General features: G+C 61.0%; 18 protein-coding genes. 17 read left to right on the top strand and 1 reads right to left on the bottom strand.

Translation table 11 applies throughout. From position 1 onward, the window contains the following. The first annotated feature begins 148 nt into the window (after nucleotides 1–148). The 17 genes from ACZZ0B_RS10520 (at nucleotide 149) to ACZZ0B_RS10440 (ending at nucleotide 21,244) form a co-directional block, all read left to right on the top strand. Nucleotides 149–595: a DUF411 domain-containing protein gene (locus ACZZ0B_RS10520; protein WP_463545113.1), complete on the top strand. Its 447-nt coding sequence runs from the start codon at nucleotides 149–151 to the stop codon at nucleotides 593–595. Further along, nucleotides 595–1,029, top strand: a complete 435-nt coding sequence (locus ACZZ0B_RS10515; protein ID WP_158835275.1) for a YqaA family protein — start codon at nucleotides 595–597, stop codon at nucleotides 1,027–1,029. The genes ACZZ0B_RS10520 and ACZZ0B_RS10515 overlap by 1 nt, the downstream gene beginning before the upstream one ends. Nucleotides 1,030–1,115: 86 nt before the next feature. Continuing rightward, the gene (locus ACZZ0B_RS10510; protein ID WP_008077638.1) at nucleotides 1,116–2,162 is read left to right on the top strand and encodes an alpha/beta fold hydrolase; all 1,047 of its coding nucleotides are present in this window, start codon (nucleotides 1,116–1,118) and stop codon (nucleotides 2,160–2,162) included. A 13-nt stretch (nucleotides 2,163–2,175) separates the two neighbouring features. After that, nucleotides 2,176–3,135, top strand: coding sequence for a D-2-hydroxyacid dehydrogenase family protein (locus tag ACZZ0B_RS10505; RefSeq protein ID WP_463545112.1), 960 nt, complete (start codon nucleotides 2,176–2,178; stop codon nucleotides 3,133–3,135). 646 nt (nucleotides 3,136–3,781) lie between these two features. After that, nucleotides 3,782–5,368, top strand: coding sequence for a glycogen synthase GlgA (gene glgA / locus ACZZ0B_RS10500; RefSeq protein WP_463545111.1), 1,587 nt, complete (start codon nucleotides 3,782–3,784; stop codon nucleotides 5,366–5,368). Between the two features lie 14 nt (nucleotides 5,369–5,382). Beyond that, nucleotides 5,383–7,185, top strand: coding sequence for a malto-oligosyltrehalose trehalohydrolase (treZ, locus tag ACZZ0B_RS10495; protein ID WP_463545110.1), 1,803 nt, complete (start codon nucleotides 5,383–5,385; stop codon nucleotides 7,183–7,185). After that, nucleotides 7,182–9,260, top strand: coding sequence for a 4-alpha-glucanotransferase (gene malQ, locus ACZZ0B_RS10490; RefSeq protein ID WP_463545109.1), 2,079 nt, complete (start codon nucleotides 7,182–7,184; stop codon nucleotides 9,258–9,260). Before treZ ends, malQ begins: the two co-directional genes overlap by 4 nt. Continuing rightward, on the top strand, nucleotides 9,257–12,025 hold the full coding sequence (locus ACZZ0B_RS10485; protein WP_463545108.1) for a malto-oligosyltrehalose synthase: 2,769 nt from the start codon (nucleotides 9,257–9,259) through the stop codon (nucleotides 12,023–12,025). The genes malQ and ACZZ0B_RS10485 overlap by 4 nt, the downstream gene beginning before the upstream one ends. Nucleotides 12,026–12,052: 27 nt before the next feature. Next, nucleotides 12,053–12,358 (top strand): DUF2934 domain-containing protein, encoded by a 306-nt coding sequence (locus tag ACZZ0B_RS10480; RefSeq protein ID WP_463545107.1) that lies wholly within the window; start codon nucleotides 12,053–12,055, stop codon nucleotides 12,356–12,358. Nucleotides 12,359–12,686: 328 nt separating this feature from the next. After that, nucleotides 12,687–14,846 carry a glycogen debranching protein GlgX gene (gene glgX / locus ACZZ0B_RS10475; protein WP_440093999.1) on the top strand — a complete coding sequence of 720 codons (2,160 nt, stop codon included), beginning with the start codon at nucleotides 12,687–12,689 and terminating at the stop codon, nucleotides 14,844–14,846. A 1-nt stretch (nucleotide 14,847) separates the two neighbouring features. Further along, nucleotides 14,848–15,846 carry an acyl-CoA dehydrogenase family protein gene (locus ACZZ0B_RS10470; protein ID WP_440094001.1) on the top strand — a complete coding sequence of 333 codons (999 nt, stop codon included), beginning with the start codon at nucleotides 14,848–14,850 and terminating at the stop codon, nucleotides 15,844–15,846. Next, entirely contained in the window at nucleotides 15,843–16,601 is a 759-nt protein-coding gene (locus ACZZ0B_RS10465) for a PIG-L deacetylase family protein (RefSeq protein WP_008084146.1), read from the top strand. Before ACZZ0B_RS10470 ends, ACZZ0B_RS10465 begins: the two co-directional genes overlap by 4 nt. Next, nucleotides 16,598–17,197, top strand: coding sequence for an SAM-dependent methyltransferase (locus ACZZ0B_RS10460; RefSeq protein WP_008084143.1), 600 nt, complete (start codon nucleotides 16,598–16,600; stop codon nucleotides 17,195–17,197). Before ACZZ0B_RS10465 ends, ACZZ0B_RS10460 begins: the two co-directional genes overlap by 4 nt. After that, nucleotides 17,194–17,850 (top strand): glycosyltransferase family 2 protein, encoded by a 657-nt coding sequence (locus ACZZ0B_RS10455; RefSeq protein WP_463545106.1) that lies wholly within the window; start codon nucleotides 17,194–17,196, stop codon nucleotides 17,848–17,850. The genes ACZZ0B_RS10460 and ACZZ0B_RS10455 overlap by 4 nt, the downstream gene beginning before the upstream one ends. A gap of 185 nt (nucleotides 17,851–18,035) precedes the next feature. After that, the gene (locus ACZZ0B_RS10450) at nucleotides 18,036–18,794 is read left to right on the top strand and encodes a PIG-L deacetylase family protein (protein ID WP_008084139.1); all 759 of its coding nucleotides are present in this window, start codon (nucleotides 18,036–18,038) and stop codon (nucleotides 18,792–18,794) included. Nucleotides 18,795–18,985: 191 nt separating this feature from the next. Continuing rightward, nucleotides 18,986–19,768 carry an endonuclease/exonuclease/phosphatase family protein gene (locus ACZZ0B_RS10445; RefSeq protein WP_463545105.1) on the top strand — a complete coding sequence of 261 codons (783 nt, stop codon included), beginning with the start codon at nucleotides 18,986–18,988 and terminating at the stop codon, nucleotides 19,766–19,768. 405 nt (nucleotides 19,769–20,173) lie between these two features. Further along, a complete protein-coding gene (locus ACZZ0B_RS10440; protein WP_463545104.1) occupies nucleotides 20,174–21,244 on the top strand; it encodes an autotransporter domain-containing protein in 1,071 nt (356 codons plus the stop codon). An 875-nt stretch (nucleotides 21,245–22,119) separates the two neighbouring features. Here the strand turns inward: ACZZ0B_RS10440 and glgB are convergent. Then, nucleotides 22,120–24,351: a 1,4-alpha-glucan branching protein GlgB gene (glgB, locus tag ACZZ0B_RS10435; protein ID WP_463545103.1), complete on the bottom strand. Its 2,232-nt coding sequence runs from the start codon at nucleotides 24,349–24,351 to the stop codon at nucleotides 22,120–22,122. Between the last annotated feature and the right edge of the window lies 1 nt (nucleotide 24,352).

Here is a 24,352-nt window from a genome sequence, read left to right as displayed (position 1 = left end):
ATCTTGCGCTCAGGGTTTTGTCAGGTTTGATCTACGATCATCCTGCCAGCCTGTCTTGTAGCAACTGGAAACACTCCGTTGGTGCCGGACAGGAAAAACCGGTCAAAATACGCTCCTTTTTGACCGCCAACCGAGTCGAGATCCCGTCATGCGAACCTCTCTGCGTCTGGTCGCCCTGAGCGCCCTGTTCATCTCCTCCCTGGCCCAGGCCGCCGACCTGATCCCGATCGAAGTCCATCGCGACGCCAATTGCGGCTGCTGCAAAAAGTGGATCAGTCATCTCGAAGCCAACGGCTTCAAAGTTGAAGACCATGTCGAAAGCGACATGGCCAGCTTCAAACAGCAACACGGCGTGCCACCGCGTCTGGCGTCGTGCCACACCGCTATCATCCATGGCAAATTCGTCGAAGGCCATGTGCCGGCTGAGCAAGTGCTGGCACTGAGCAAGCGCGATGACTTGTTGGGCGTTGCCGCCCCGGGCATGCCGATGGGTTCGCCGGGCATGGAAATGGACGGCATGAGCGATGCCTATCAGGTCATCGGCCTGAAGAAGGACGGCGCTGATGTGGTGGTGGCGGACTACCCGGCTCATTGATGGGCGCTGCGTATTACGGGCTGTTCCTGGCCGCGTTCGGCGCGGCGACATTGTTGCCGTTGCAGTCCGAGGCGTTGCTGGTCGGCTTGATTGTCAGTGATCATTACTGGTTGTGGGGTTTGCTGGCGGTGGCGACCCTGGGCAACGTGCTCGGTTCGCTGGTCAATTGGTGGTTGGGCCGGGGCATCGAACGGTTCCAGGATCGGCGCTGGTTTCCGGTCAGCCCCAGGCACATGGCGCAGGCGCGCAAGCACTATCTACGTTACGGCCACTGGTCGTTGCTACTCAGCTGGCTACCGATCATTGGCGACCCGCTGACGCTGATCGCCGGGGTCATGCGCGAGCCGCTCGGACGTTTCCTGCTGATTGTCACTCTCGCCAAAGGTGCACGTTATGGCGTGCTGGCCATGCTGACCCTTGGCTGGCTCGGTTGAACCATCAGCTACCCCCATTGCCTGTGTTTAACGTCACCGTAATCCAGCCGTTCCAGCATCGGCCGATTTTCATGGAGTTTGCCCTTATGACCGTCACGCGTTCCCGCTGGCTTCCCGGCCTCTTCCTCAGCGCTGCCCTGCCGCTGTTCGCGCACGCCGCCACCGAGGCAGCGCCTGCCGAGGGCCCGGCCTACGGCCCGGAGCTGCAAGGCTTCGAATACCCTTACACACTTAAACACTTCGCCTTCCAATCTCAGGGCAAATCCCTGCAGATGGGTTACATGGACGTCGCTGCCCACGGCAAGGCCAACGGCCGCACCGTGGTGCTGATGCACGGCAAGAATTTTTGCGCGGCCACTTGGGACAGCTCGATCAAGGCCTTGAGCGAGGCCGGCTTCCGGGTGATTGCGCCGGATCAGATCGGTTTCTGTACTTCCAGCAAACCGGACAACTATCAGTACAGTTTCCAGCAACTGGCGACCAACACCCAGCAGTTGCTCAAGGCGCTGGGCATTCAGAAAGCCACCCTGCTCGGCCATTCCACCGGTGGCATGCTCGCCACCCGTTACGCGCTGCTGTTCCCGGAGCAGGTCGAACAACTGGCACTGGTCAACCCGATCGGCCTGGAAGACTGGAAAGCCCTTGGCGTGCCCTATCGCACGGTCGATCAATGGTATGAGCGCGAACTGAAAGTCAGCGCTCAAGGCATTCGCGACTACGAACGCAGCACTTATTACGACGGCCGCTGGAAACCTGAATTCGACCGTTGGGTCGACATGCTCGCCGGCCTCAGCAAAGGCCCGGGCAAAACTCAAGTCGCGTGGAACTCGGCCCTGATCTACGACATGATTTTCACCCAGCCGGTGTACTACGAGTTCAAGGACTTGAAGATGCCGACCCTGTTGCTGATCGGCACTTCGGACACCACAGCCATTGGCAAGGACCTTGCGCCACCTGAGGTGAAAGCGAAAATCGGCCACTACGACGTGCTCGGCAAACACGTGGCCAAGCTGATCCCGCAATCGACGCTGGTGGAATTTCCCGGCATGGGTCACGCGCCGCAAATGGAAGAACCGGCGCAGTTCCACAAGGCCTTGCTCGGCTGGCTGAACACAACCAATCCTGTTCGTTGATGAGGTGAAGCTGATGGCGGTGCAGATTGCAGTGATCGATGACTGGCAGGACGTGGCGCGCGACGTGGTCGACTGGTCAGTGCTCGACAGCCTCGGTGAGGTGACGTTCGAACATGACTATCCGACAGACAACGCAACCCTGGCCAAGCGTTTGGCCAAGTATCAGGTGATTTGCGTGATGCGCGAGCGCACACGCTTTGATGAAGATCTGCTCGAGCGGCTGCCCAATCTCAAGCTGCTGGTCACCGGCGGCATGCGCAATGCGGCGCTGGACATGCAGGCGGCGGCGAAACTTGGCATCAAGGTCTGCGGCACTGACAGCTACAAGCACGCCGCGCCGGAGCTGACCTGGGCACTGATCATGGCGGCCACGCGCAATCTGGTAAACGAAGCCAATTCACTGCGGGCCGGCCAATGGCAGCAAGGCCTGGGCGGTGATCTGCACGGCCGCACGCTGGGCATTCTTGGCCTTGGCAGCATCGGCCAGAAAGTCGCCCAGTTCGGGCAGGTCTTCGGCATGCGGGTGATCGCCTGGAGCGAGAACCTCACGGCTGAGCGAGCCGAACAGGCTGGCGTCAGTTATGTCAGCAAGCAGCAACTGTTCGAACAGGCTGATGTGCTGTCGGTGCATCTGGTGCTCAGCGAGCGCAGTCGCGGACTGGTCGATGCGCAAGCGCTGAGCTGGATGAAACCGACGGCGCTGCTGGTCAACACGGCGCGCGGGCCGATCGTCGATGAAGCGGCGCTGATCAAGGCGTTGCAGAAACAGCAGATCGCCGGGGCGGCGCTGGATGTCTTCGAGCAGGAGCCGCTACCGGCCCTGCACCCCTTTCGCACACTCGACAACGTGCTGGCGACGCCGCACGTGGGGTACGTCAGTCGGCAGAACTATGAGCAGTTCTTTTCGCAGATGATCGAAGATATTCAGGCCTGGGCTGCGGGGGAGCCGATTCGCCTGATGAATTGGTATTGAGTCATATCCGGTTTGGATGGTGAATGTGCCATCGTCTTCGCGAGCAAGCTTTGCTCCTACATGGGACGGATTGCGATGTAGGAGCAAGGCTTGCCCGCGATGGGGCAGTCACTGTCCCCCCATCAACAATGTGTTCGCACCACAACAGTGCGACTGCACTCCTCGCTAGCACAGAATCGTGACCGACCAGTCACCGTTTTGGCCCTTCCTCGCAAAAAAAACTGCACTTCGTCGGTGCGTTTGCCCTCCAAAAGCCAAGTTGCCGTTAACGGCAAACCGATTGTCGAACAATTTACCCATTTGCTCTGGCCCGCTCTAGGATCTGGCCTAGACTGGATTTTTCAGGGTTCGACCTGCCGGTCATCTTGCGGAAAAAAACTCGAAACTTTTGCACGAAGCGGCGGGTCATCTGAAAGGTAGGGCCAAAGTGGCTGGTGCAATCCTTGCAATAGCCCAATCACCCATTCTGCTTGCGCGTGTTGGGTAGCGTTTGCTCACCGATGCGTAGCGCGATTGCGCTCGCGTAATTCATGTTGGAGCTGCCGCAGGCTGCGATCTTTGCTTTTAAACGATCAAAAGATCGCAGCCTGCGGCAGCGCCTACAGGGAAAGAGAGAAGAATCAGATCAACAACACGGGAGATTCATATGATCAGTGCGGCATTGGATATTCAGGGAGAGCGTGCTCAGCAGGCGGTTGGCGAAGCGAGCACCATCAGCGTTCCCGGCAGCCGACAGATCAACGTCCCCGGCACCAAGACGCTGACTCCGGTAGCGAGCCAGAATCCCAACAAGAAGAAAGTGTTGTTCGTGACCTCGGAAATCGCCGATCTGGTGAAAACCGGCGGCCTGGGTGACGTGTCTGCCGCCCTGCCCCGCGCCATGGCGCACCTGCACGATGTGCGCGTGCTGATCCCCGGTTACCCGCAAGTGATGCACAGCGAGAACCCGATTCACATCATCGGCGAACTCGGCGGCCATGCTGCGCTGCCACCGTGCAAAATCGGTCGCATGGACATGCCCGACGGCCTGGTGATCTACGTGTTGATCTGCCCTGAACTCTACGAGCGCGAAGGCTCGCCCTACGGCGCCAACAATGGCCGTGACTGGCCGGATAACCATATTCGCTTCGCCCGTCTCGGTCTGGCCGCTGCCGACATCGCCGCCAACCTTGCACAAATCCACTGGTGCCCGGATCTGGTGCACGCCCATGACTGGCCAGCAGGCCTGGCCCCGGCGTACATGCACTGGCGCGGGCAGCGCACGCCAACCCTGTTCACCATTCACAACCTTGCTTATCAAGGGGTGACCAGCCTCGGCTCGTGCCCAGAGCTGGGCATTCCCAACCATGCCCTGCAACAGGAAGGCATGGAATTCTACGGCAAGATGTCGTTCCTCAAGGCCGGCATGGCCTATTCGAGCCACATCACCACGGTCAGCGCGACTTACGCGCAGGAAATCACCACCCCGGATTTCGGCTGCGGCCTCGACGGTTTCCTCGCCGCCAAGACCCAGCAAGGTTTGCTCAGCGGTATCCCTAACGGTATCGACGAGAGCTGGGACGCTGCCACTGATCCACACCTGTTCGCACCGTTCGCCATTGGCGACTGGGAAGGCAAAGCCGTCAACGCCGCCCATGTCCGCGAACTGTTCGAACTGAATGACTCGGAAGGTCCGCTGTTTGCCGTGGTTTCCCGGCTGGTTTATCAGAAAGGCCTCGATCTGACTCAAGCCGTCTCTGAATACATCGTGCAGAACGGTGGCCAGATCGCGATCATCGGTCGCGGCGAGCCGGAAGAAGAACAAGCCATGCGCGAACTGGCACTGCGTTTCCCTGGCCAGATCGGTGTGCGCATCGGCTTCAATGAAACCGACGCCCGCCGCATGTTCGCCGGCAGCGATTTCCTGTTAATGCCGTCGCGTTACGAACCCTGCGGGTTGAGTCAGATGTACGCCCAGCGGTTCGGCTCGCTGCCGGTCGCGCGCAACACCGGCGGGCTGGCTGACACCATTGAAAACGGCATCACCGGGTTCCTTTTCGACGAATCCACCGCCGAAAGCTATCAAGAAGCCCTGAGCCGCGCGTTCAAAGTCTTCGCCTATCCTGAACTGCTCAATGCCATGCGTTGCCGGGCAATGGCCGCGCCGTTCAACTGGTGCAAAGCGGTTGAACCGTACGCCGAACTCTATGAACAACTGGTGGCCAAGGCCTTGGGTAAAGCAATTCACAAGTAACAGGGAGGTCAACGATGCCGTTACGGTCTACTGAAACCTGGCCACACGGCGCGATCATGCTGGATGCCGAGCACACGCAATTTGCGTTGTGGGCACCGGATGCGTTTTACGTCAGCGTCGAACTGGAAGACGGCCAGTCGCTGCCAATGCTGCCGCAGGCAGACGGCTGGTTCGTGATCAAGGCCCGCTGTGCGGCGGGCACGCGTTACCGCTACAACATCGATGGTGAACTGGAGGTGCCCGACCCGGCCTCCAGAGCGCAGGACGGCGACCTCGACCGCCACAGCGTGGTGGTTGATCCGCTGGCCTATCAATGGCGACACAGTGCCTGGCACGGTCGGCCGTGGAGCGAAGCGGTGATCTACGAGTTGCACGTCGGTGCGCTCGGCGGCTTCGCTGAAGTCGAACAACACCTGGCGCGCCTCGCCGGTCTGGGCATCACCGCCATCGAACTGATGCCGCTGGCGCAGTTCCCCGGCGATCGCAATTGGGGCTACGACGGCGTCTTGCCTTACGCACCGCAAGCCTCTTACGGCACCCCGGAACAACTCAAACACCTGATCGACAGCGCCCATGGCCACGGCCTCGCGGTGATTCTCGACGTGGTCTACAACCACTTCGGCCCCGACGGCAATTACCTGCACCGTTACGCCAAAGGCTTTTTCCGCGAAGACAAGCACACGCCGTGGGGCGCGGCGATCGATTTTCGCCGCGACGAAGTGCGCGAATTCTTTATCGAAAACGCCCTGATGTGGTTGCTCGAATACCGCTTCGACGGTCTGCGCCTCGATGCGGTGCATGCCATCGAAGACCCGGATTTCCTCACCGAGATGGCCCAGCGCATCCGCGCGCAAATCGACCCGAATCGGCATGTCTGGCTGACTGTGGAAAACGAACTCAACCAGTCCAGCCTGCTCGAATACGACTACGACGCGCAGTGGAACGACGACGGCCACAACGCCCTGCACGTACTGCTCACCGGTGAAACCGACGCCTATTACGCCGACTATGCCGCGCAACCCACCGAACAACTGGTGCGCTGCCTGAGTCAGGGCTTTGTGTTCCAGGGCCACATCACCCGTCATGGCGAACCTCGCGGCGAGCCCAGTGAACACTTGCCGTCCACCGCGTTTGTGCTGTTCCTGCAAAACCACGATCAGATCGGCAACCGCGCGTTCGGCGAGCGTCTGCATCAGCTGGCCGATCCACGCGCCGTGCAGGCAGCGACGGTATTGTTGCTGCTGTCACCGATGATTCCGCTGATGTTCATGGGCGACGAATTCGCCGCCGAACAGCCGTTCCTGTTTTTCACCAGTCACCACGGTGAATTAGCCGAACTGGTGCGCGAGGGCCGCCGCAATGAATTCGCGGCGTTCAGCGCTTTCACCGACCCGCACAAGCGTGAACAGATTCCTGATCCGAATGGCGAAAAAACCTTCCACGCCTCTCAGCCGAGGTTGATTGGCAATGGCAGCGTGAAACAGCAGGAAACCCTCGCGCTGTACCAAAAACTGCTGCAATTTCGCCATCAATACATCATCCCCCATCTGTCCGGCACGCAAGCGCTCGGCGCCCATATGCTCGGGTTTGGCGCGGTCAGTGCGCGCTGGCGCCTGGGCAATGGCAGTGAGCTGCGAATTGACCTGAACCTCAGCGACACGCCAGTGGTCAACCCTCCACAGACCGAAACCGTGTGGCTGTTTCAACAGCCGCCCAGCGCCGATCTGTCGGAATCGGGCGAACTGCCCGCGTATTGCGCGCTTGTCAGCCTCACGGCCGCAACCCCTTTGCAACCTCTGGATGGAGAGCGCCTATGAGCGATGCGCAACTGGAAATTCTGGCCAGCCGAGCCGGCCTCGCCGTCGACTGGATCGACGCCAACGGCCGCCCGCAAAAAGTCGCCCCGGCGGTGCTGCGCAATGTCCTCATAGGACTCGGCCACCCGGCCAGCACGGCTCAGGAAATCGATGCCAGCCTGCTGCAACTGCAAGAAGTGCAACAAGATCGCCACCTGCCGCCGCTGCTGACCAGCGACGTCGGCGTCAGCCTCGATCTGGCGCGCTATTTCGCCCCAGAGACGCCTTGTGAAATCCACCTCGAAGACGGTTCGCGACTGAACCTCAAACTCGACAACGAAGCGATGTTGCCCGGCCTGATTCCGGTCGGTTATCAGCAGGTACACATCGCCGATCAATATTTCACCCTGGCCGTGGCGCCGGAACGCTGCTTCAGCGTTGGCGACGCGGTGGACAACCCGATCCCCCGTGCCTGGGGCCTCAGCGTGCAGTTGTATTCGTTGCGTCGCCCTGGCGATGGCGGTTTTGGCGACACTCAGGCGCTGGAAGAACTGGCTCGTGTGGCCGGTGAGCGTGGCGCCGAGGCGCTGGCGATCAGCCCGCTGCACGCAATGTTCAGCGCTGATACCGGGCGCTACAGCCCGTATTCGCCGTCCAGTCGCTTGTTTCTCAATTCGCTGTACGCCGCGCCCGGCGCGATACTCGGCGAACGGGCACTACGCGACGCCATCGACGCGGCAGGTCTGGCCGCCCAATTTGCGCAACTGGAAGACCTGAAACTGATCGACTGGCCAGCCGCCGCCGAGGCCAAACAGAAACTGCTGCAAGCGCTGTATGAAGGCTTCGTCGCCGGCGATCATCCGCTGCACCCGGACTTTGCCAGTTTCCGTCACGCCGGCGGCGAAGCGCTGGAGAATCACTGCCGCTTCGAAGCGATTCAGGAAATGCGCGCCGCGCGCGGGGAAAATCTCGACTGGCGGCAATGGCCGGAGCACTGGCACGACCCGCGCGGCGCGGCGCTGGCAGCGTTCGCCGAGGAATACGCCGAGCGCATCGGTTACTTCGCTTTTTGCCAATGGCTGATTCACCGCTGCCTGGAGCGCGCACAGACCGCCGCTCGCAGCGCGGGCATGGGCATTGGCCTGATCGCAGACCTGGCGGTCGGGGCCGATGGCGCCGGCAGTCAGGCCTGGAGTTTTCAGGATGAGCTGCTCGCCTCGCTGACCGTCGGTGCGCCGCCGGACATTCTCAACCGCTCCGGGCAAGGCTGGGGGATTTCCGCGTTCTCCCCGGAAGGTCTGATCCGCAATGGTTTCCGCGCATTCATCGACATGCTCCGTGCCAACTTCGCCCATGCCGGCGGCTTGCGTATTGACCATGTCATGGGCCTGCAACGCTTGTGGGTGATTCCTAACGGCTCCGCCCCGGCGGATGGCGCCTATCTGTATTACCCGGTCGACGATTTGCTGCGTTTGCTGACGCTCGAATCCCATCGTCACCAAGCCATCGTCCTCGGCGAAGACCTCGGCACTGTGCCAGACGGTCTGCGCGAAAAGCTCATCGCCCGCTCGATGCTCGGCATGCGCGTGTTGCTGTTCGAACAGGACAACACCCATTTCAAACCGATCCTCGACTGGCCGGACAACGCGCTGGCGACCACCAGCACCCATGATCTGCCGACGATCAATGGCTGGTGGCACGGTCGCGACATCGACTGGAATGCGCGGCTGGGTTTTGTCGATGCCAACGGTGAAATCGAATGGCGCCACCATCGCCAGCGTGAGCGCGAAGGCCTGCGCAGCGCCTTGAGTCAGGATCCGCAGAACTTTCGCGAGGAATCCCACGAGGCCGATCAAGTGGTCGATGCCGCCGTGCGTTTCCTCGGCCATACCCGCGCGCCCCTGGTGCTGCTGCCAATCGAAGACGCGTTGGGCATCAACGAGCAAGCCAATTTCCCGGGCACCATCGACACGCACCCGAACTGGTCGCGACGTTTGCCCGGTACCAGCGAAGCCTTGCTCGATGACGCCGATGCAGCGCGCCGTCTGGAATTGCTCGCCTGCGCAAGGCTTCAGGCTGCCGAGCGTGACCAATGAACCAAACGCTCATCCAGCCACTGCGCGCGACGTTGCGCCTGCAATTTCATAAAGGGTTCACCCTCGAACAAGCGGTACCGTTGGTGCCGTATTTTGCCCAATTGGGTATCAGCCACATATACGCCTCGCCGCTGCTCGCGGCGCGGGCCGGCTCGATGCACGGCTACGATGTGGTCGACCCGACCCAAGTCAATCCGGAACTCGGTGGCGAAGCGGCGCTGCGAAATTTAGTCAGCACCCTGCGCGAGCACGGCATGGGGCTGATCCTCGACATCGTTTCCAACCACATGGCCGTGGGCGGCAACGACAATCCGTGGTGGCTTGACCTGCTCGAATGGGGACGACTGAGCCCTTATGGCGAATTTTTCGACATTCAGTGGCACTCGCCGGATCCGTTGATGGAAGGCCAGTTGTTGCTGCCCTTTCTAGGCAGCGACTACGGTGTGGCGTTGCAGGAAGGCACGCTGAAGCTGCATTTCAATGCAGAAAAAGGCAGCTTCTACGTCGAGCATTACGACCACCATTTCCCGATCTGCCCAAGCGATTACGCTGACATCCTCAAACCCGAGGAGGCGCTCAAGTCTTTGGCCGATCGCTTCAGTACCCTCAGCTACCAGACCGATGCGCATTCGCTGGCGATCCCCTTGAAGGAAGAGCTGCGGCAACTGGCAAGCGATCCGCAGGTTCTCGAAGCGCTTCAAAACAACCTGAAAAATTTCGACTCGACCACTGAAGAAGGCTTCCAATCGCTGCATCAGCTACTGGAGCGACAAAGCTATCGCCTGGCCAGTTGGCGCACCGCTGCCGACGACATCAACTGGCGGCGCTTTTTCGACATCAATGAACTCGGCGGTTTACGCGTCGAGCGTCCGGCAGTGTTCGAAGCAACGCACGGCAAAATCTTCCAGTTGATCGCCGAAGGGCTGGTCGACGGCTTGCGCATCGACCACATCGACGGCCTCGCCGACCCGCGCGGTTACTGCCGCAAATTGCGTCGACGCCTTGACCTGATCGCGCCAGACCGACACTTGCCGATCTACGTCGAGAAGATCCTCGGCGCCGGTGAAACCCTGCACCGCGATTGGGCGGTGGACGGCACCACCGGTTATGAATTCATGAATCAATTGTCGCTGTTGCAGCATTATCCCGACGGCGAATACGTCCTCGGTGACCTGTGGCAACGGCGCACCGAACGGCCCGCCGCGTTCATCGAAGAAGCGCAATTGGCGCGCCAGCAGATCCTCAACGGCTCGCTGGCCAGCGACTGCGAAAGCGTGGCGCAGGCCTTGCTGCAAGTGGCTCGCGACGACCTGATGACCCGCGACTTGACCCTCGGTGCGATCCGCCGGGTGTTGCAGGCGCTGATCGTGCATTTCCCGGTCTATCGCACTTACATCGGTGCAATGGGTCGTTCGGCGCAGGACGAGGTGTTTTTCCAGCACGCCATGGACGGTGCCCGGCAAACCCTCAGCGAAGCCGACTGGCCGGTACTCGACTGCGTCGCGGCCTGGCTCGGTGGCACACCGTGGCGGCGCAAACCGCGTGGCCGCTCGCGGAAAATCCTCAAGCACGCTTGCGTACGTTTTCAACAATTGACCTCACCGGCAGCCGCGAAAGCCGTGGAAGACACTGCGCTGTATCGCTCGGCGGTGCTGCTGTCGCGCAATGATGTGGGTTACAACACCGAACAGTTCAGCGCGCCGGTCAGTGATTTCCACGCGGTCAATCAGCGACGTCTCGCCGAATTCCCGGACAACCTGCTGGCCACCGCGACCCACGATCACAAGCGCGGCGAAGACACCCGCGCGCGCCTGGCGGTGCTCAGCGAACGCAGCCACTGGTACGCCGAGCAGATCGAATTGTGGCGCGCCCTCGCCCGCCCGGTTCGCGTTGATGACCAGGTACCGTCGGCGGGTGATGAGCTGATCCTCTATCAAGCTTTGCTCGGCAGTTGGCCGCTGGATCTGCGCGACGATGATCAGGGCGGTTTCGTCGACTACGCCAAGCGCATCTGGCAATGGCAACAAAAAGCCCTGCGTGAGGCCAAGCTGCAAAGCAGCTGGAGCGCGCCGAACGAGGCCTATGAAAACGCCACCCAGGCCTTCACCGAAAAACTCCTGACCGGCGCCGACGGTGAACTGCTGCGCGCCGCACTGGCCAAGACCGTCAACAGCATCGCCGCGGCCGGCGCGCTCAATGGCTTGGCGCAAACCTTGCTGCGCATGACCGTGCCGGGGGTGCCGGATCTGTATCAGGGCAACGAGTATTGGGATTTCAGCCTGGTCGATCCGGACAACCGCCGGCCGGTGGATTACGCCGCGCACGCGCAGTCCTTGCAGGCGCCTCTGCCACCTGCGCAGCTGCTGGCGAACTGGCGTGACGGGCGTATCAAGCAGGCCTTGATCGCCGAGGTGCTGAACCTGCGTGCCGAGCATGCCGGGCTGTTCCGCCATGGCTCGTACCAGGCCTTGGAGGTGCTGGGCGATCAGGCGCACAACGTGCTCGCGTTTGCCCGCGAACACGAGGGGAAACAGGCCATCGTGATCGTACCGATCCGTTGCGCCACGCTGCTGGAAAACGGTGCTGTACCTCAGGTCGATGCGCTGCGCTGGGGCGATACGCGGGTGGTTTTACCGTTCGCCGCCTCTGACGCAAACCTGAAGGGACTTTTTTCAAGCCGCGCAGTCACAAAAAACAGGGAGCTGAATATCAGCGACGCGCTGGGGGATGTCCCGGTCAATCTCTTTATCCAACACTTAACGTAAGCACGAGTTCAGTTCAGGAGCATTGCGATGAGCACCGACGATAAACGCATCCGCGAATTCGCCTATCAGATCTGGGAGTCCGAAGGTCAGCCAGAAGGTCAGGAAGCGCGCCATTGGGAGATGGCCCGCAAACTGGCTGAAGCAGAAGCCTTGGCACCGAAAAAACCACCGAAGGCTGCGGGCAGTAAAGCCGCTGGCAAGACAGCCGAGCCGAAAGCACCGGCCGCCAAACCAAAACCGCCGGCCAAAGCCAAACCGGCCAGCGCTGCCAAGGTGATTCCGCCAGGCGAAAAAGCCGCCGAGAAAAAGCCCAAGGCGCCGCGCAAGCCTTAGGCGATCTAAAGCTAAACCGGATTATTGAACTGAATGAATGTGTGGCGGGCTTGCTCGCCACCGAGGGCGCGTTCGTCCTCAAGAAATACACAAACCCCTTGTTTAAACCGGCTTCTGTGGTGAATGGATTTTTGTGGCGAGGGGATTTATCCCCGTTGGGTTGCGAAGCAGCCCCAAATGCTGCACTTGCGGAGTGTCAGACATACCGCGTGCAATGGTTTTGCGACTGCTGTGCAGCCGAACGGGGATAAATCCCCTCGCCACAAAATCTCGCTCCTACCGGGAATCGGTTTCAACTGAACTGTCCCCGTTTTTTGCAGGAGCAATCATGACCCGTCCAAAAAAAGCCGAACCCACCGCGCACGCCGAGCCTTCGAGAATTCGTGAAGGCCTGCCCTTCCCGCTCGGTGCGACCTGGGATGGTCTGGGGGTGAACTTTGCCCTGTTCTCCGCCAACGCCACCAAGGTCGAATTGTGCATCTTCGACGATGCCGGCGAAGTCGAACTCGAACGCATCGAACTGCCGGAATACACCGACGAGATCTACCACGGCTACCTGCCCGATGCGCACCCGGGGCTGATCTACGGCTACCGCGTCTACGGCCCGTATGACCCGGCGAACGGGCACCGTTTCAACCACAACAAATTGCTCATAGACCCCTACGCCAAACAACTGGTCGGCGAGCTGAAATGGTCGGAAGCGCTGTTCGGCTACACCATCGGCCACCCCGACGCCGACCTCAGTTTCGACGAACGCGACAGCGCGCCATTCGTGCCCAAGTGCAAAGTCATCGACCCGGCGCACACCTGGGGCAACGACCAGCGTGTCAGTGTGCCGTGGGACAAAACCATCATTTACGAAACTCACGTACGCGGCATCAGCATGCGTCACCCCTCGGTGCCGGAAAACGTGCGAGGAACCTTCGCCGGCCTGATGAATGACGACGTGCTCAAGCACATTCGCAGCGTCGGCGTTTCGTCGGTCGAGTTGTTGCCGATCCACGCCTTCGTCAACGACCAGCACCTGCTGCACAAAGGCATGACCAATTACTGGGGCTACAACAGCATCGCGTTTTTCGCCCCGGACCCGCGTTATCTGGCCAGCGGCAAGATCGCCGAGTTCAAGGAGATGGTCGCGCACCTGCACGAGGCCAATCTCGAAGTAATCCTCGACGTGGTCTACAACCACACCGCCGAGGGCAACGAGCAAGGCCCGACCCTGTCGATGCGCGGCATCGACAACGCGTCCTACTACCGCTTGATGCCTGACGACAAACGCTTCTACATCAACGATTCCGGCACCGGCAACACGCTGGATCTGAGCCATCCGTGCGTACTGCAAATGGTCACCGACTCGCTGCGTTACTGGGCCACGGAAATGCACGTCGACGGTTTCCGCTTCGACCTGGCGACTATTCTTGGCCGTTATCACGATGGCTTCGACGAGCGTCACAGCTTCCTCGTCGCCTGCCGTCAGGACCCGGTGCTGCGTCAGGTGAAAATGATCGCCGAGCCGTGGGACTGCGGCCCCGGTGGCTATCAGGTCGGCAACTTCCCGCCGGGCTGGGTCGAGTGGAACGACAAGTTTCGCGACACCGTGCGGGCCTTCTGGAAAGGCGATGACGGCCAGGTTGCCGACTTCGCCAGCCGCATGACCGCTTCTGGCGAGATGTTCAATCAGCGTGGACGGCGGCCGTATTCGTCGGTGAATTTCATCACCGCCCACGACGGTTTCACCCTCAACGATCTGGTCTCGTACAACGACAAGCACAACGAAGCCAACGACGAGAACAATCAGGACGGCAGCAATAACAATCTGTCGTGGAACCACGGCGTCGAAGGCCCGACCGACGACCCGGAAATCAATGCGCTGCGCCACCGGCAGATGCGCAACTTCTTCGCGACCCTGTTGCTGTCGCAAGGCACGCCGATGATTGTTGCCGGTGACGAATTCGCCCGCACCCAGGACGGTAACAACAACGCTTATTGCCAGGACAGCGAGATCGGCTGGGTCAATTGGGACCTGAGTGAAGACGGCAAGGCGCTGCTGAAATTCGTCAAACGCCTGATCAAGTTGCGTCTGGCTTACCCGATCCTGCGTCGCGGTCGTTTTCTCGTCGGCGAGTACAACGAGGACATCGGCGTCAAGGACGTCACCTGGCTGGCGCCGGACGCCACCGAGATGACCACCGAGCATTGGCACGATGCGCACAACCGTTGCCTGGGCATGCTGCTCGATGGCCGCGCGCAGGAAACCGGCATTCGCCGCAAGGGTGGCGATGCGACCCTGCTGCTGGTGGTCAACGCGCACCACGACATCGTCAACTTCACCTTGCCGGAAGTGCCGGACGGTGGTTTCTGGACCTGCATGATCGATACCAATCAGCCGTCGATCCGTGGTCAGGAGCGTTTTGACTTCGGCCATGAATACTCGGTGACCGGCCGTTCGCTGTTGCTGTTCGAACTGCAACACGAAGAAGAAGATTGATATGGACCTGCAAAACTATCTCGCTCGCCGCACGCCGGATTATCCCGACACGGCGACCCTCGGCGCCTGTCTGCGGGCGATGGTCGAGGCCGGGCATGATCGTTTGCCGTTGCCCGGTAGCGGCCTGACGCTGGAGCGTTTCCAGCGTCTGGCCGATGTCGCCGGGCATGATCTGGGGTTGTGCAAACTCTACGAAGGCCATACCGATGCGTTGGCGATCATCGAACAACTCGGTGGCTCGCCGACGCCCGGCAGCACGTGGGGCATGTGGGCTGCAGAACCGCCACAGGCACGAGTGAAGGTCAGTCCCGCCGGGCACATGGTCGCACTGAACGGGCGCAAGGCGTGGTGCTCCGGCGCCGCGGTGCTCAGTCATGCCTTGCTGACCGCTTGGGACGCCGATGATCAGCAACAACTGGTGGCGGTGGCACTCGATCAACCGGGCGTGACCATCACCGATCAAGGCTGGCAAGCCGTAGGCATGGGCGCCACCGGCAGTGTTGAAGTGGTGTTCGATGGCGCCGAAGGCCAAGCCATCGGCAATCCTGGCGATTACTTGCAACGTCCGGGTTTCTGGCAGGGCGGCGTCGGCATTGCCGCGTGCTGGTACGGCGCCGCACGGCGGATTGCCGATTCGCTGCGCCAGCAATGTGCGCAACGTGAAGAGCCGCATGCCCTCGCCCACCTCGGCGCAGTCGACACGGCCTTGCAAGCGGCGGCTGACGTGCTGCGTTTCAGCGCCTTGCACATTGATGCGCACCCCGAGGACAACGCCGAACTGCTCGCCCGACGCGCTCGTGCTGTCGTCGAGCACTCCGCTGAGCAGGTGATCCGCGAAGTCGGTCGCGCGCTGGGCGCCGGGCCGTATTGCAAGGATCGTCACTTCGCTCGTTTGATCGCCGACCTGCCGGTGTTCCTGCGGCAAAGCCATGCCGAGCGCGACCTCGCCGCCCTCGGTCAACTGATTGCCCGTCAACCCGATGAGGTCTGGTCGCTATGAAAGCCAATCCGATCGTCGGCCAAGGCACGTCTTTGCATCAATGGCAGGCCTCGCGGCATCTGGCAGAGTTGCAAAGTATCGACATTCTCAGCCTGGTGCCCCCAGGTGCGCGGGCCGTGATTGTTGCCCCGCATCCGGACGATGAAGTGCTCGGTTGCGGAGGTCTGCTGCAGTTGCTTGCCGCTGCCGGGCGCGACTTGCAATTGATCTCGGTCACCGACGGCAGCGCCAGTCATCCCGGCTCCGAACGCTGGCCGGTCGAACGCTTGAGCGTGATCCGTCCACAAGAATCCGCCGAAGCCCTGCGCCGCCTCGGTCTGCCGATGCACCGTTTGAAGTGGCTGCGCGGTGGTTTCACCGACACTCAGGTGGCGGCTCAGGAACAACAACTGAGCGCGTTCATCGAACAGCATCTGCGCGCCAACGACGTGGTGTTTACCACTTGGCGCGAGGATGGCCATTGCGACCACGAAGCCGTGGGCCGCGCCAGTGCCGAAGCGGCGCGCCGGGTCGGTGCCATCTGCCATGAGTTGCCGGTGTGGACGTGGCACTGGGCGACGCCTGAAGACGCCGTCGTGCCGTGGCAGCGAGCGCGCAAGATTCTGCTGACGCCGGCGCAAGTCGCGCGCAAACGCCACGCGGTGCACGCCTTTGCCAGCCAACTGGAAGGTGACGCGCAAGCGGGACTCGCCCCGGTGCTCGCGCCCTACGTGATCGACCGCCTGCTGCAGCCTTTCGAAGTGGTGTTTTTATGAGTGTCGAGGATCGCTATTTCGACGGTCTGTTCGCCGGCAACGATGACCCCTGGGCCTTCCGCGAGCGCTGGTACGAACAGCGCAAACGCGCCATCACCCTCGCCGCTCTGCCGCGCCCGCACTATCGATCGATTTTCGAACCCGGCTGCGCCAACGGTGAGTTGAGCGCTGAACTGGCCCGCCGTTGCGACCGCCTGTTGTGCTGCGACACCGCCAGTGCCGCCGTGCGTCTGGCGCAAACCCGCTTGAGCGTATTTGACCATGCCGAGGTACGGCAAAACCGCCTGCCGGGTGACTGGCCGGAGGAAAAATTCGACCTGATTGTATTTAGCGAAATCGGCTACTACCTCGATAGCCAGGATCTGACAGCCGTTATCCGTCACATCAGCCATTCCCTGACCGCCGACGGCCAATTGCTCGCTTGCCACTGGCGCCCGCCGATTGATGACTGCCCGCTGAATGCGCGGCAGGTTCACGATTTGATTCACGAGCAACTGCAACTGCCGCGTCTGGTGCTGCATCAGGAGGCGGACTTCATACTTGAGGTCTGGAGCCGTGAACCACGTTCGGTCGCCGCACTGGAGGGCTTGCGATGATCGGCATTCTGATCCCGGCGCACAACGAAGAAGACTTGCTCGACGAATGCCTGAGCGCCGCGCTGCGCGCCAGCAAGCACGCCTTGCTCGCCGGCGAACCGGTCGAAGTGCTGGTAGTGCTGGACAGCTGCACCGATCGCTCGGCGCACATCGTCGGCCGTTATCCGGTGCTGAACCTGCAGATCGAGGCGCGCAACGTCGGCCAGGCCCGCGCTGCCGGTGCGCGTCTGCTGCTGGAGCGCGGCGCACGCTGGATCGCCTGCTCGGACGCCGACAGCCGCGTGGCCGACGACTGGCTGGTGGCGCAACTCGGGCTCGGCGCTGACGCGGTATGCGGCACCGTGACGGTGGAACACTGGCATGAATCGTTCGATCAGGCCGCGCAAATCCGCTATCAGAGCCACTATCGCTGCTGTGACGGGCACCGGCATATCCACGGTGCAAACCTGGGCATCAGCGCCGATGCCTACCGCTGGGCCGGCGGTTTTCAACCGCTGGCGTGCGATGAAGACGTGCAACTGGTGCGTGAGCTGGAGCTGTCCGGCGCCAACATTGCCTGGAGCCATCGCCCGCAGGTTCACACCAGCGCCCGTCTGGACAGCCGCGCACGCGGCGGATTTGGCGATTATCTGCGACAACTGGCACAGCTTTGAGAAAAAAAACCAGATCAGGCTAATCTGTCACGAGACGAACAGCGCTTCTTGAGCAATACTCTGCTGCGCGGCAATCCAGGGTTCGGAGCGTCGTACGGCAATCAACCTGCCTTCACGGGTCGACCAGCGGCTTTTTATGTCTGCGTGCGCGACTGAGGGCGAGACACTACAAGGACGTCGCACCCATGAAACTGTTATCCCTCAGCGAAAGCGGGCAGCCAGCGCAGATATGGAACAGCGCCCCGCAACTCGACAACATTCCCGTCATCAATACCCGCAGTCTGGTCCCGCCCGGTGCGCGCGCCGTGGTCATTGCCCCGCACCCCGGCGATGAAGTGGTGACATCCGGCGGTCTCCTGCAGTTACTGGCCAACCTCGGCCATCCCCTGCAATTACTCTCGATCACCGACGGCAGCGCCAGCCATCCCGGTTCGCGGCAGTGGTCGGAAAAACGCCTGAGCGTGTTTCGCCCCCAGGAAAGCGTCGAAGCCCTGCGCCGTCTGGGCCTGCCCATGCACAGCCTGAAATGGGTGCGCGGTGGTTTCAACGACAGCGGCCTGATGGATCAGGAAACGCAACTGACCGAATTCATCAGCCGTTACTTGCGCCCCGGCGACGTGGTGTTCAGCACATGGCGCGGTGATGGCAACAACGACCATGAAGCCGTCGGACGAGCCAGCGCCAGAGCGGCGGAACTGACCGGGGCGACCTTTCACGATGTGCCGATCTGGGCCTGGCACTGGCCGGAGCGCGAGCACAAGTTGATCCCCTGGGAGCGCGCCCGCAAAATTCGCCTCGACACTTGGACCGTCGCGCGCAAAAGCCACGCCACCCATGCCTACGCCAGCCAGCTCAGCGACGAACCGGCACTGGGCCTTGCAGCCAAACTGTCGCCGATGGTGCTCGAACGCATGCGCCAGCCCTACGAAATCGTCTTCCTCTAAAAAAACAACAGCCCCCTGTAGGAGCTGCCGAAGGCTCGGGCCGCGATCGGACGATCTTTTGAAGTTGGCTGCTAAAAACAAGATCAAAAGATCGCAGCCTTCGGCAGCTCCTACACGGATGGGTATGAAAAGGAACTGCTGGGCCTCTGCATCAGTCGCATGAATAAGCAGACAGATTCAGAGGAGTGCACGTGTCCAGCGATCCCAAGCGTCACCTTAACGATGCGCCCGGCATTCATCGCCTGCGCGTGCTGACGGTCAATACGCACAAGGGTTTCACCGCGCTCAATCGGCGTTTCATCTTGCCGGAACTGCGCGAAGCCGTGCGCAGCACGGCCGCCGACCTGGTGTTTCTGCAAGAGGTGGTGGGTGAGCACGAACGTCATTCGAGCCGTTACAACGAATGGCCGCAAACCTCGCAGTACGAGTTTCTCGCCGACAGTATGTGGAGCGATTTCGCTTACGGACGCAACGCCGTGTACCCCAACGGTCACCACGGCAATGCCCTGCTGTCGAAATACCCGATTCGCGAATACCGTAATCTCGACGTGTCGATCACCGGCCCCGAACGCCGCGGCCTGCTGCACTGTGTGCTGGACGTACCGGGGCATGCAGAGGTCCACGCGATCTGCGTACACTTGAGCCTGCTCGAAAGCCATCGCCAGTTGCAGCTGCAACTGCTCTGCGAATTGCTCGAATCCCTGCCGGACGATGCCCCGGTGATCATCGCCGGCGACTTCAACGACTGGCAGTTGCAGGGCAATGCGGCCCTCTCCCGCCGTGACTATTTGCACGAAGCGTTCGAACGTCATCATGGCCGCCCGGCCAAGACCTACCCGGCACGTTTCCCCTTGCTGCGACTGGACCGCATCTACTTGCGCAATGCCAGCAGCCACGACCCACGTATCCTCGGCAACAAGCCGTGGACGCATCTCTCCGATCACCTGCCGCTGGCGGTTGAAGTTCACCTGTAATCATGCGATTGCCTGGACGAAATATTGACAGCAACGCCCTACACGCAGTGATCGGCCATATGGGGGGTTTGCATGTGATGGCAGACCTTCCGTCGGCAATAAAACCTCCGTATGGCGAGGCTTTCCTTCGATATTCCATACAAACAACCACTTAGTTATGTGCAGAAAAACAAACGCTTGCAAACCCCGTTTTGCCACTACCGCTCATCGTTCAATTTCTTGACGAGCACGCGCGACTCTTCTTATCTCTACCTTACTACCCCCGGAATCACTGCCCGGGGCGAGCCTTCGGACACTCGCGAAATCGAGCGGCCACGGTTCGCCCCGCTCCATTCGGTCGCCCCTCGTTCGGGGTAGGAGAGACGCCACACAGAGAGAATGCATGCGCTTGCAAGGTAGACCTCCATGAGAACTTCAATTACCCCACACGAGATCAAAATCACATTCTGCACAGTGTCGAGTTCTATCTTGCTGTGCTCATCCATGGAGGCGCAGGCCGGTCCTGCGGCGGATGAAACCACGCCGTGGTATCGCGCGGACGTACCGGTCATGACCTTGCCAGCGACCGTCATCACTCCCGATCAGCAACGCTTCAGCTCACGGCCGGACGTGCGTGGCGCCAACCTGATCACTGAAGACCTCGCACCGAATGCCTGGGATCAGCTCTACGGACGCCCTGCCCGTCAGGCGCAAAACGATGTGTTGTCCTCGGGTTTTGCGATGCCTGGCAGTGGCGACTTTAAGGGTCCGGCGATCCTGACTCTGCAAAGTGGCAGCGGTCATACCCAGACCATCGGCCTGATCGGCGGCCTCAACCAGATTCAAGCCAACGGCAACGGCCTGCTCACCAGTCGCGCCCAAAGCGATCCGACCACCGACACCCTCAACCTGCAAGGGCAGAGCCTCGGCGCCTATTACAGCCTGACCGGCGCGCAAGGCTGGCACGTCGACCTGTCCGCCAGCGGTGGCCGCGTCAGTGGCTTCAGCCGCAACGAACAAGGCGCGCGGCAAGCCACTGAAGGCAGCGCACTGACCTTTTCGGTGGAGGGCGGTTTTCCGATTGGTTTGAGTGAGAATTGGGTGGTGGAACCGCAGGCGCAACTGATCAACCAGCGCATCACCCTAGACACGCCGTATGCCGGATCGGGGAATGCCTCATCAACAGACCTGACCGCCTGGAGCGGTCGTGTCGGTGCCCGGCTGAAAGGCAGTTACGACTTGAACGGTCTGCCGGTCGAACCGTACGTGCGCACCAACCTCTGGCACACGGTGTACACCGGCAATACGGTGACGCTCGATCAGGTCGACAAGATCAGCAGCAGTCGCAAGTCGTCGACCGTTGAATTGGGCCTGGGACTGGTGGCGCGCATGACACCGTCGGTGAGTCTGTATGTGAGTGCCGATTACAGCAGCGATGTCGACGACAACGATTTGAATGGCCTGATTGGCAGCCTGGGTGTGCGCATGCGTTGGTGAGCTTCAGATCACCGAAGATTCCTGCGGGAGCTGGCTTGCCAGCGAAGGCGGCGTGTCAGTCACCAAAAATGCTGAAAGTGACGGCCTCATCGCGGGCAAGCCCGCTCCCACAGGTTTTGCAGCGCCTTGGATCAACCCTCAGGCTTGAGGATCAACACCGCCGATGGCGGCAGGTCAGCTCCAGCGATATTGATGGCAACGATTTGAATGGCCTGATCGGCAGCCTGGGTGTGCGCATGCGTTGGTGAGCTTCAGATCACCGAAGATCCCTATGGGAGCTGGCTTGCCAGCGAAGGCGGCGTGTCAGTCACCAAAAATGCTGAAAGTGACGGCCTCATCGCGGGCAAGCCCGCTCCCACAGGTTTTGCAGCGCCTTGGATCAACCCTCAGGCTTGAGGATCAGCACCGCCAACGGCGGCAGGTTCAGTTCCAGCGATATTGATGGCAACGATTTGAATGCCTGATTGGCAGCCTGGGTGTGCGCATGCGTGGGTGAGCTTCAGATCACCGAAGATCCCTGTGGGAGCTGGCTTGCCAGCGAAGGCGGCGTGTCAGTCACCAAAAATGCTGAAAGTGACGGCCTCATCGCGGGCAAGCCCGCTCCCACAGGTTTTGCAGCGCCTTGGATCAACCCTCAGGCTTGAGGATCAACACCGCCAATGGCGGCAGGTCAGTTCCAGCGATATTGATGGCAACGATTTGAATGGCCTGATTGGCAGCCTGGGTGTGCGCATGCGCTGGTGAGCTTCAGATCACCGAAGATCCCTGTGGGAGCTGGCTTGCCAGCGAAGGCGGCGTGTCAGTCACCAAAAATGCTGAAAGTGACGGCCTCATCGCGGGCAAGCCCGCTCCCACAGGTTTTGCAGCGCCTTGGATCAACCCTCAGGCTTGAGGATCAGCACCGCCAACGGCGGCAGGTTCAGTTCCAGCGATAACGACTGGCCATGGCTTGGCACTTCCTCGGTAAACGCCCCGCCGCCATTGCCGTAATTGGAACCGGCATAGGTGTCGGCATCGCTGTTGAGCAGCTCTGTCCAGCGCCCGGCAAACGGCACGCCCACGCGATAGGCCTGACGCGGTACCGGGGTAAAGTTGGCCACCACCAGCACCGGTTGGCCGTCCTTGCTCCAGCGCAGCCAGGCGTAAACGCTGTTGATCGCATCATCGCCAATCAACCACTGGAACCCCTGCGGCGCGTCATCCTGATCGTGCAGCGCTGGCTCCTCGCGATACAGCCGATTAAGGTCGCCAACCAGTTTCTGTACGCCCTTGTGCTCGGAATACTGCAGCAGATACCAATCCAGCTGCTGATCGTGATTCCACTCGCGCCACTGGCCAAACTCGCAACCCATGAACAACAGCTTCTTGCCCGGGTGCGTCCACATGAAACTCAGATAAGCCCGCAGATTCGCGAATTTCTGCCAGCGATCGCCGGGCATCTTGTCGATCAGCGAGTGTTTGCCATGCACCACTTCATCGTGGGAGATCGGCAAGATGAAGCGCTCAGACCAGGCGTAGACCAGGCCGAAACTCAGCTCATTGTGGTGATGCGCGCGGTACACCGGATCCTGCTGAATGTAATGCAGCGAATCGTGCATCCAGCCCATGTTCCACTTGTAGGCAAAACCGAGGCCGCCCTGCTGGGTGCTCTGACTGACGCCCGGCCACGCCGTGGATTCCTCGGCGATCACCAGGGCGCCTGGCGCTTCCAGCTCTACCACGTCATTCAAGTGCCGGAGAAAATCGATGGCTTCCAGATTTTCCCGCCCGCCGTGACGGTTCGGCACCCACTCGCCCGCCTTGCGCGAATAGTCGCGGTACAGCATCGAGGCCACCGCATCGACGCGCAAACCATCGACATGGAAATGCTTCAACCAGTGCAGCCCGGAGGCCAGCATATAGCCGTGCACTTCGGTGCGCCCCAGGTTGTAGATCAGCGTGTCCCAATCCTGATGGAAACCTTCCAGCGGATTGCCATATTCGTACAGCGCGGTGCCGTCGAACTGCGCCATGCCGTGAGCATCGGTCGGGAAATGCGCCGGCACCCAGTCAAGGATCACGCCAATTTCCGCCCGGTGGCAGGCGTCGACGAATTCCGCGAACTGCGCCGGCGAGCCGTAGCGCGCACTCGGGGCAAATTGCGAGAGCAATTGATAACCCCAGGAACCGCCAAACGGGTGCTCCATGATCGGCATCAATTCAATGTGGGTGAAGCCCAGTTCCTTGACGTAAGGAATCAGCCGCTCGGCCAATTCCGGCCAGGTGTACTGACGCGCCACCTCGCCCAGATCATCCAGCTCGCACTGCCAGGAACCGGCGTGCAGTTCATAGATCGACAATGGCGCCGAATGCTTGTGGCGGTCACGGCGGCTGTTCATCCAGTCGTGATCCTGCCAATCGATTTGCAGCGGCTCGGCGACTTTCGACGCGGTGTCCGGCGGCAGACTGGTGGCCAGCGCCATCGGGTCAGCCTTGAGCGGCAAGATCCCGTGGGCGCCGAGAATTTCATATTTGTACAACTCACCCGCTTGCAGGCGCGGGATAAACAACTCCCAGACCCCGGACGGATGGCGCAAGCGCATCGGATGGCGACGGCCGTCCCAGACGTTGAAATCACCGACCACCGAGACCCGCCGGGCATTCGGCGCCCATACGGCAAACCGCACGCCGTCGATGCCATCGACAGTTTTCAGCTGCGCGCCAAGGCAGGCGCTGAGGTCGCGGTGATTGCCCTCGGCGAACAGATACAAATCCATTTCACCGAGTAACTGGCCGAAGCTGTACGGATCTTCCGCGACCTGCTCGCCACCGGCCCAGCGCGTGCGCAACTGGTACGGCCGCGCCTGCTCGAAATGGCCGACAAACAGCCCCGGCGTTTCGGTTTGCTCCAGCGGGCCGCGTTCTTCGCCGCTGTCCTTGTCCAGCACCACAACGCTCAACGCACCGGGCAGATAAGCGCGAATGAATTGCCCGCCAGCGCCATCGCCATGCGGGCCAAGAATTGAAAAAGGATCGTGATGTTCAGCACGCACCAAGGCATCGATATCTTTCGCCGAGGGCAGCAATGCTTCTTTGACCTGACCCTGTTCCTTGTTCGAGAAACTCATG

Source organism: Pseudomonas sp. AC247, from assembly GCF_979258015.1.
Note: the sequence above shows the minus strand (reverse complement) of the source record. Positions and strands in the feature narration are given on the sequence as shown.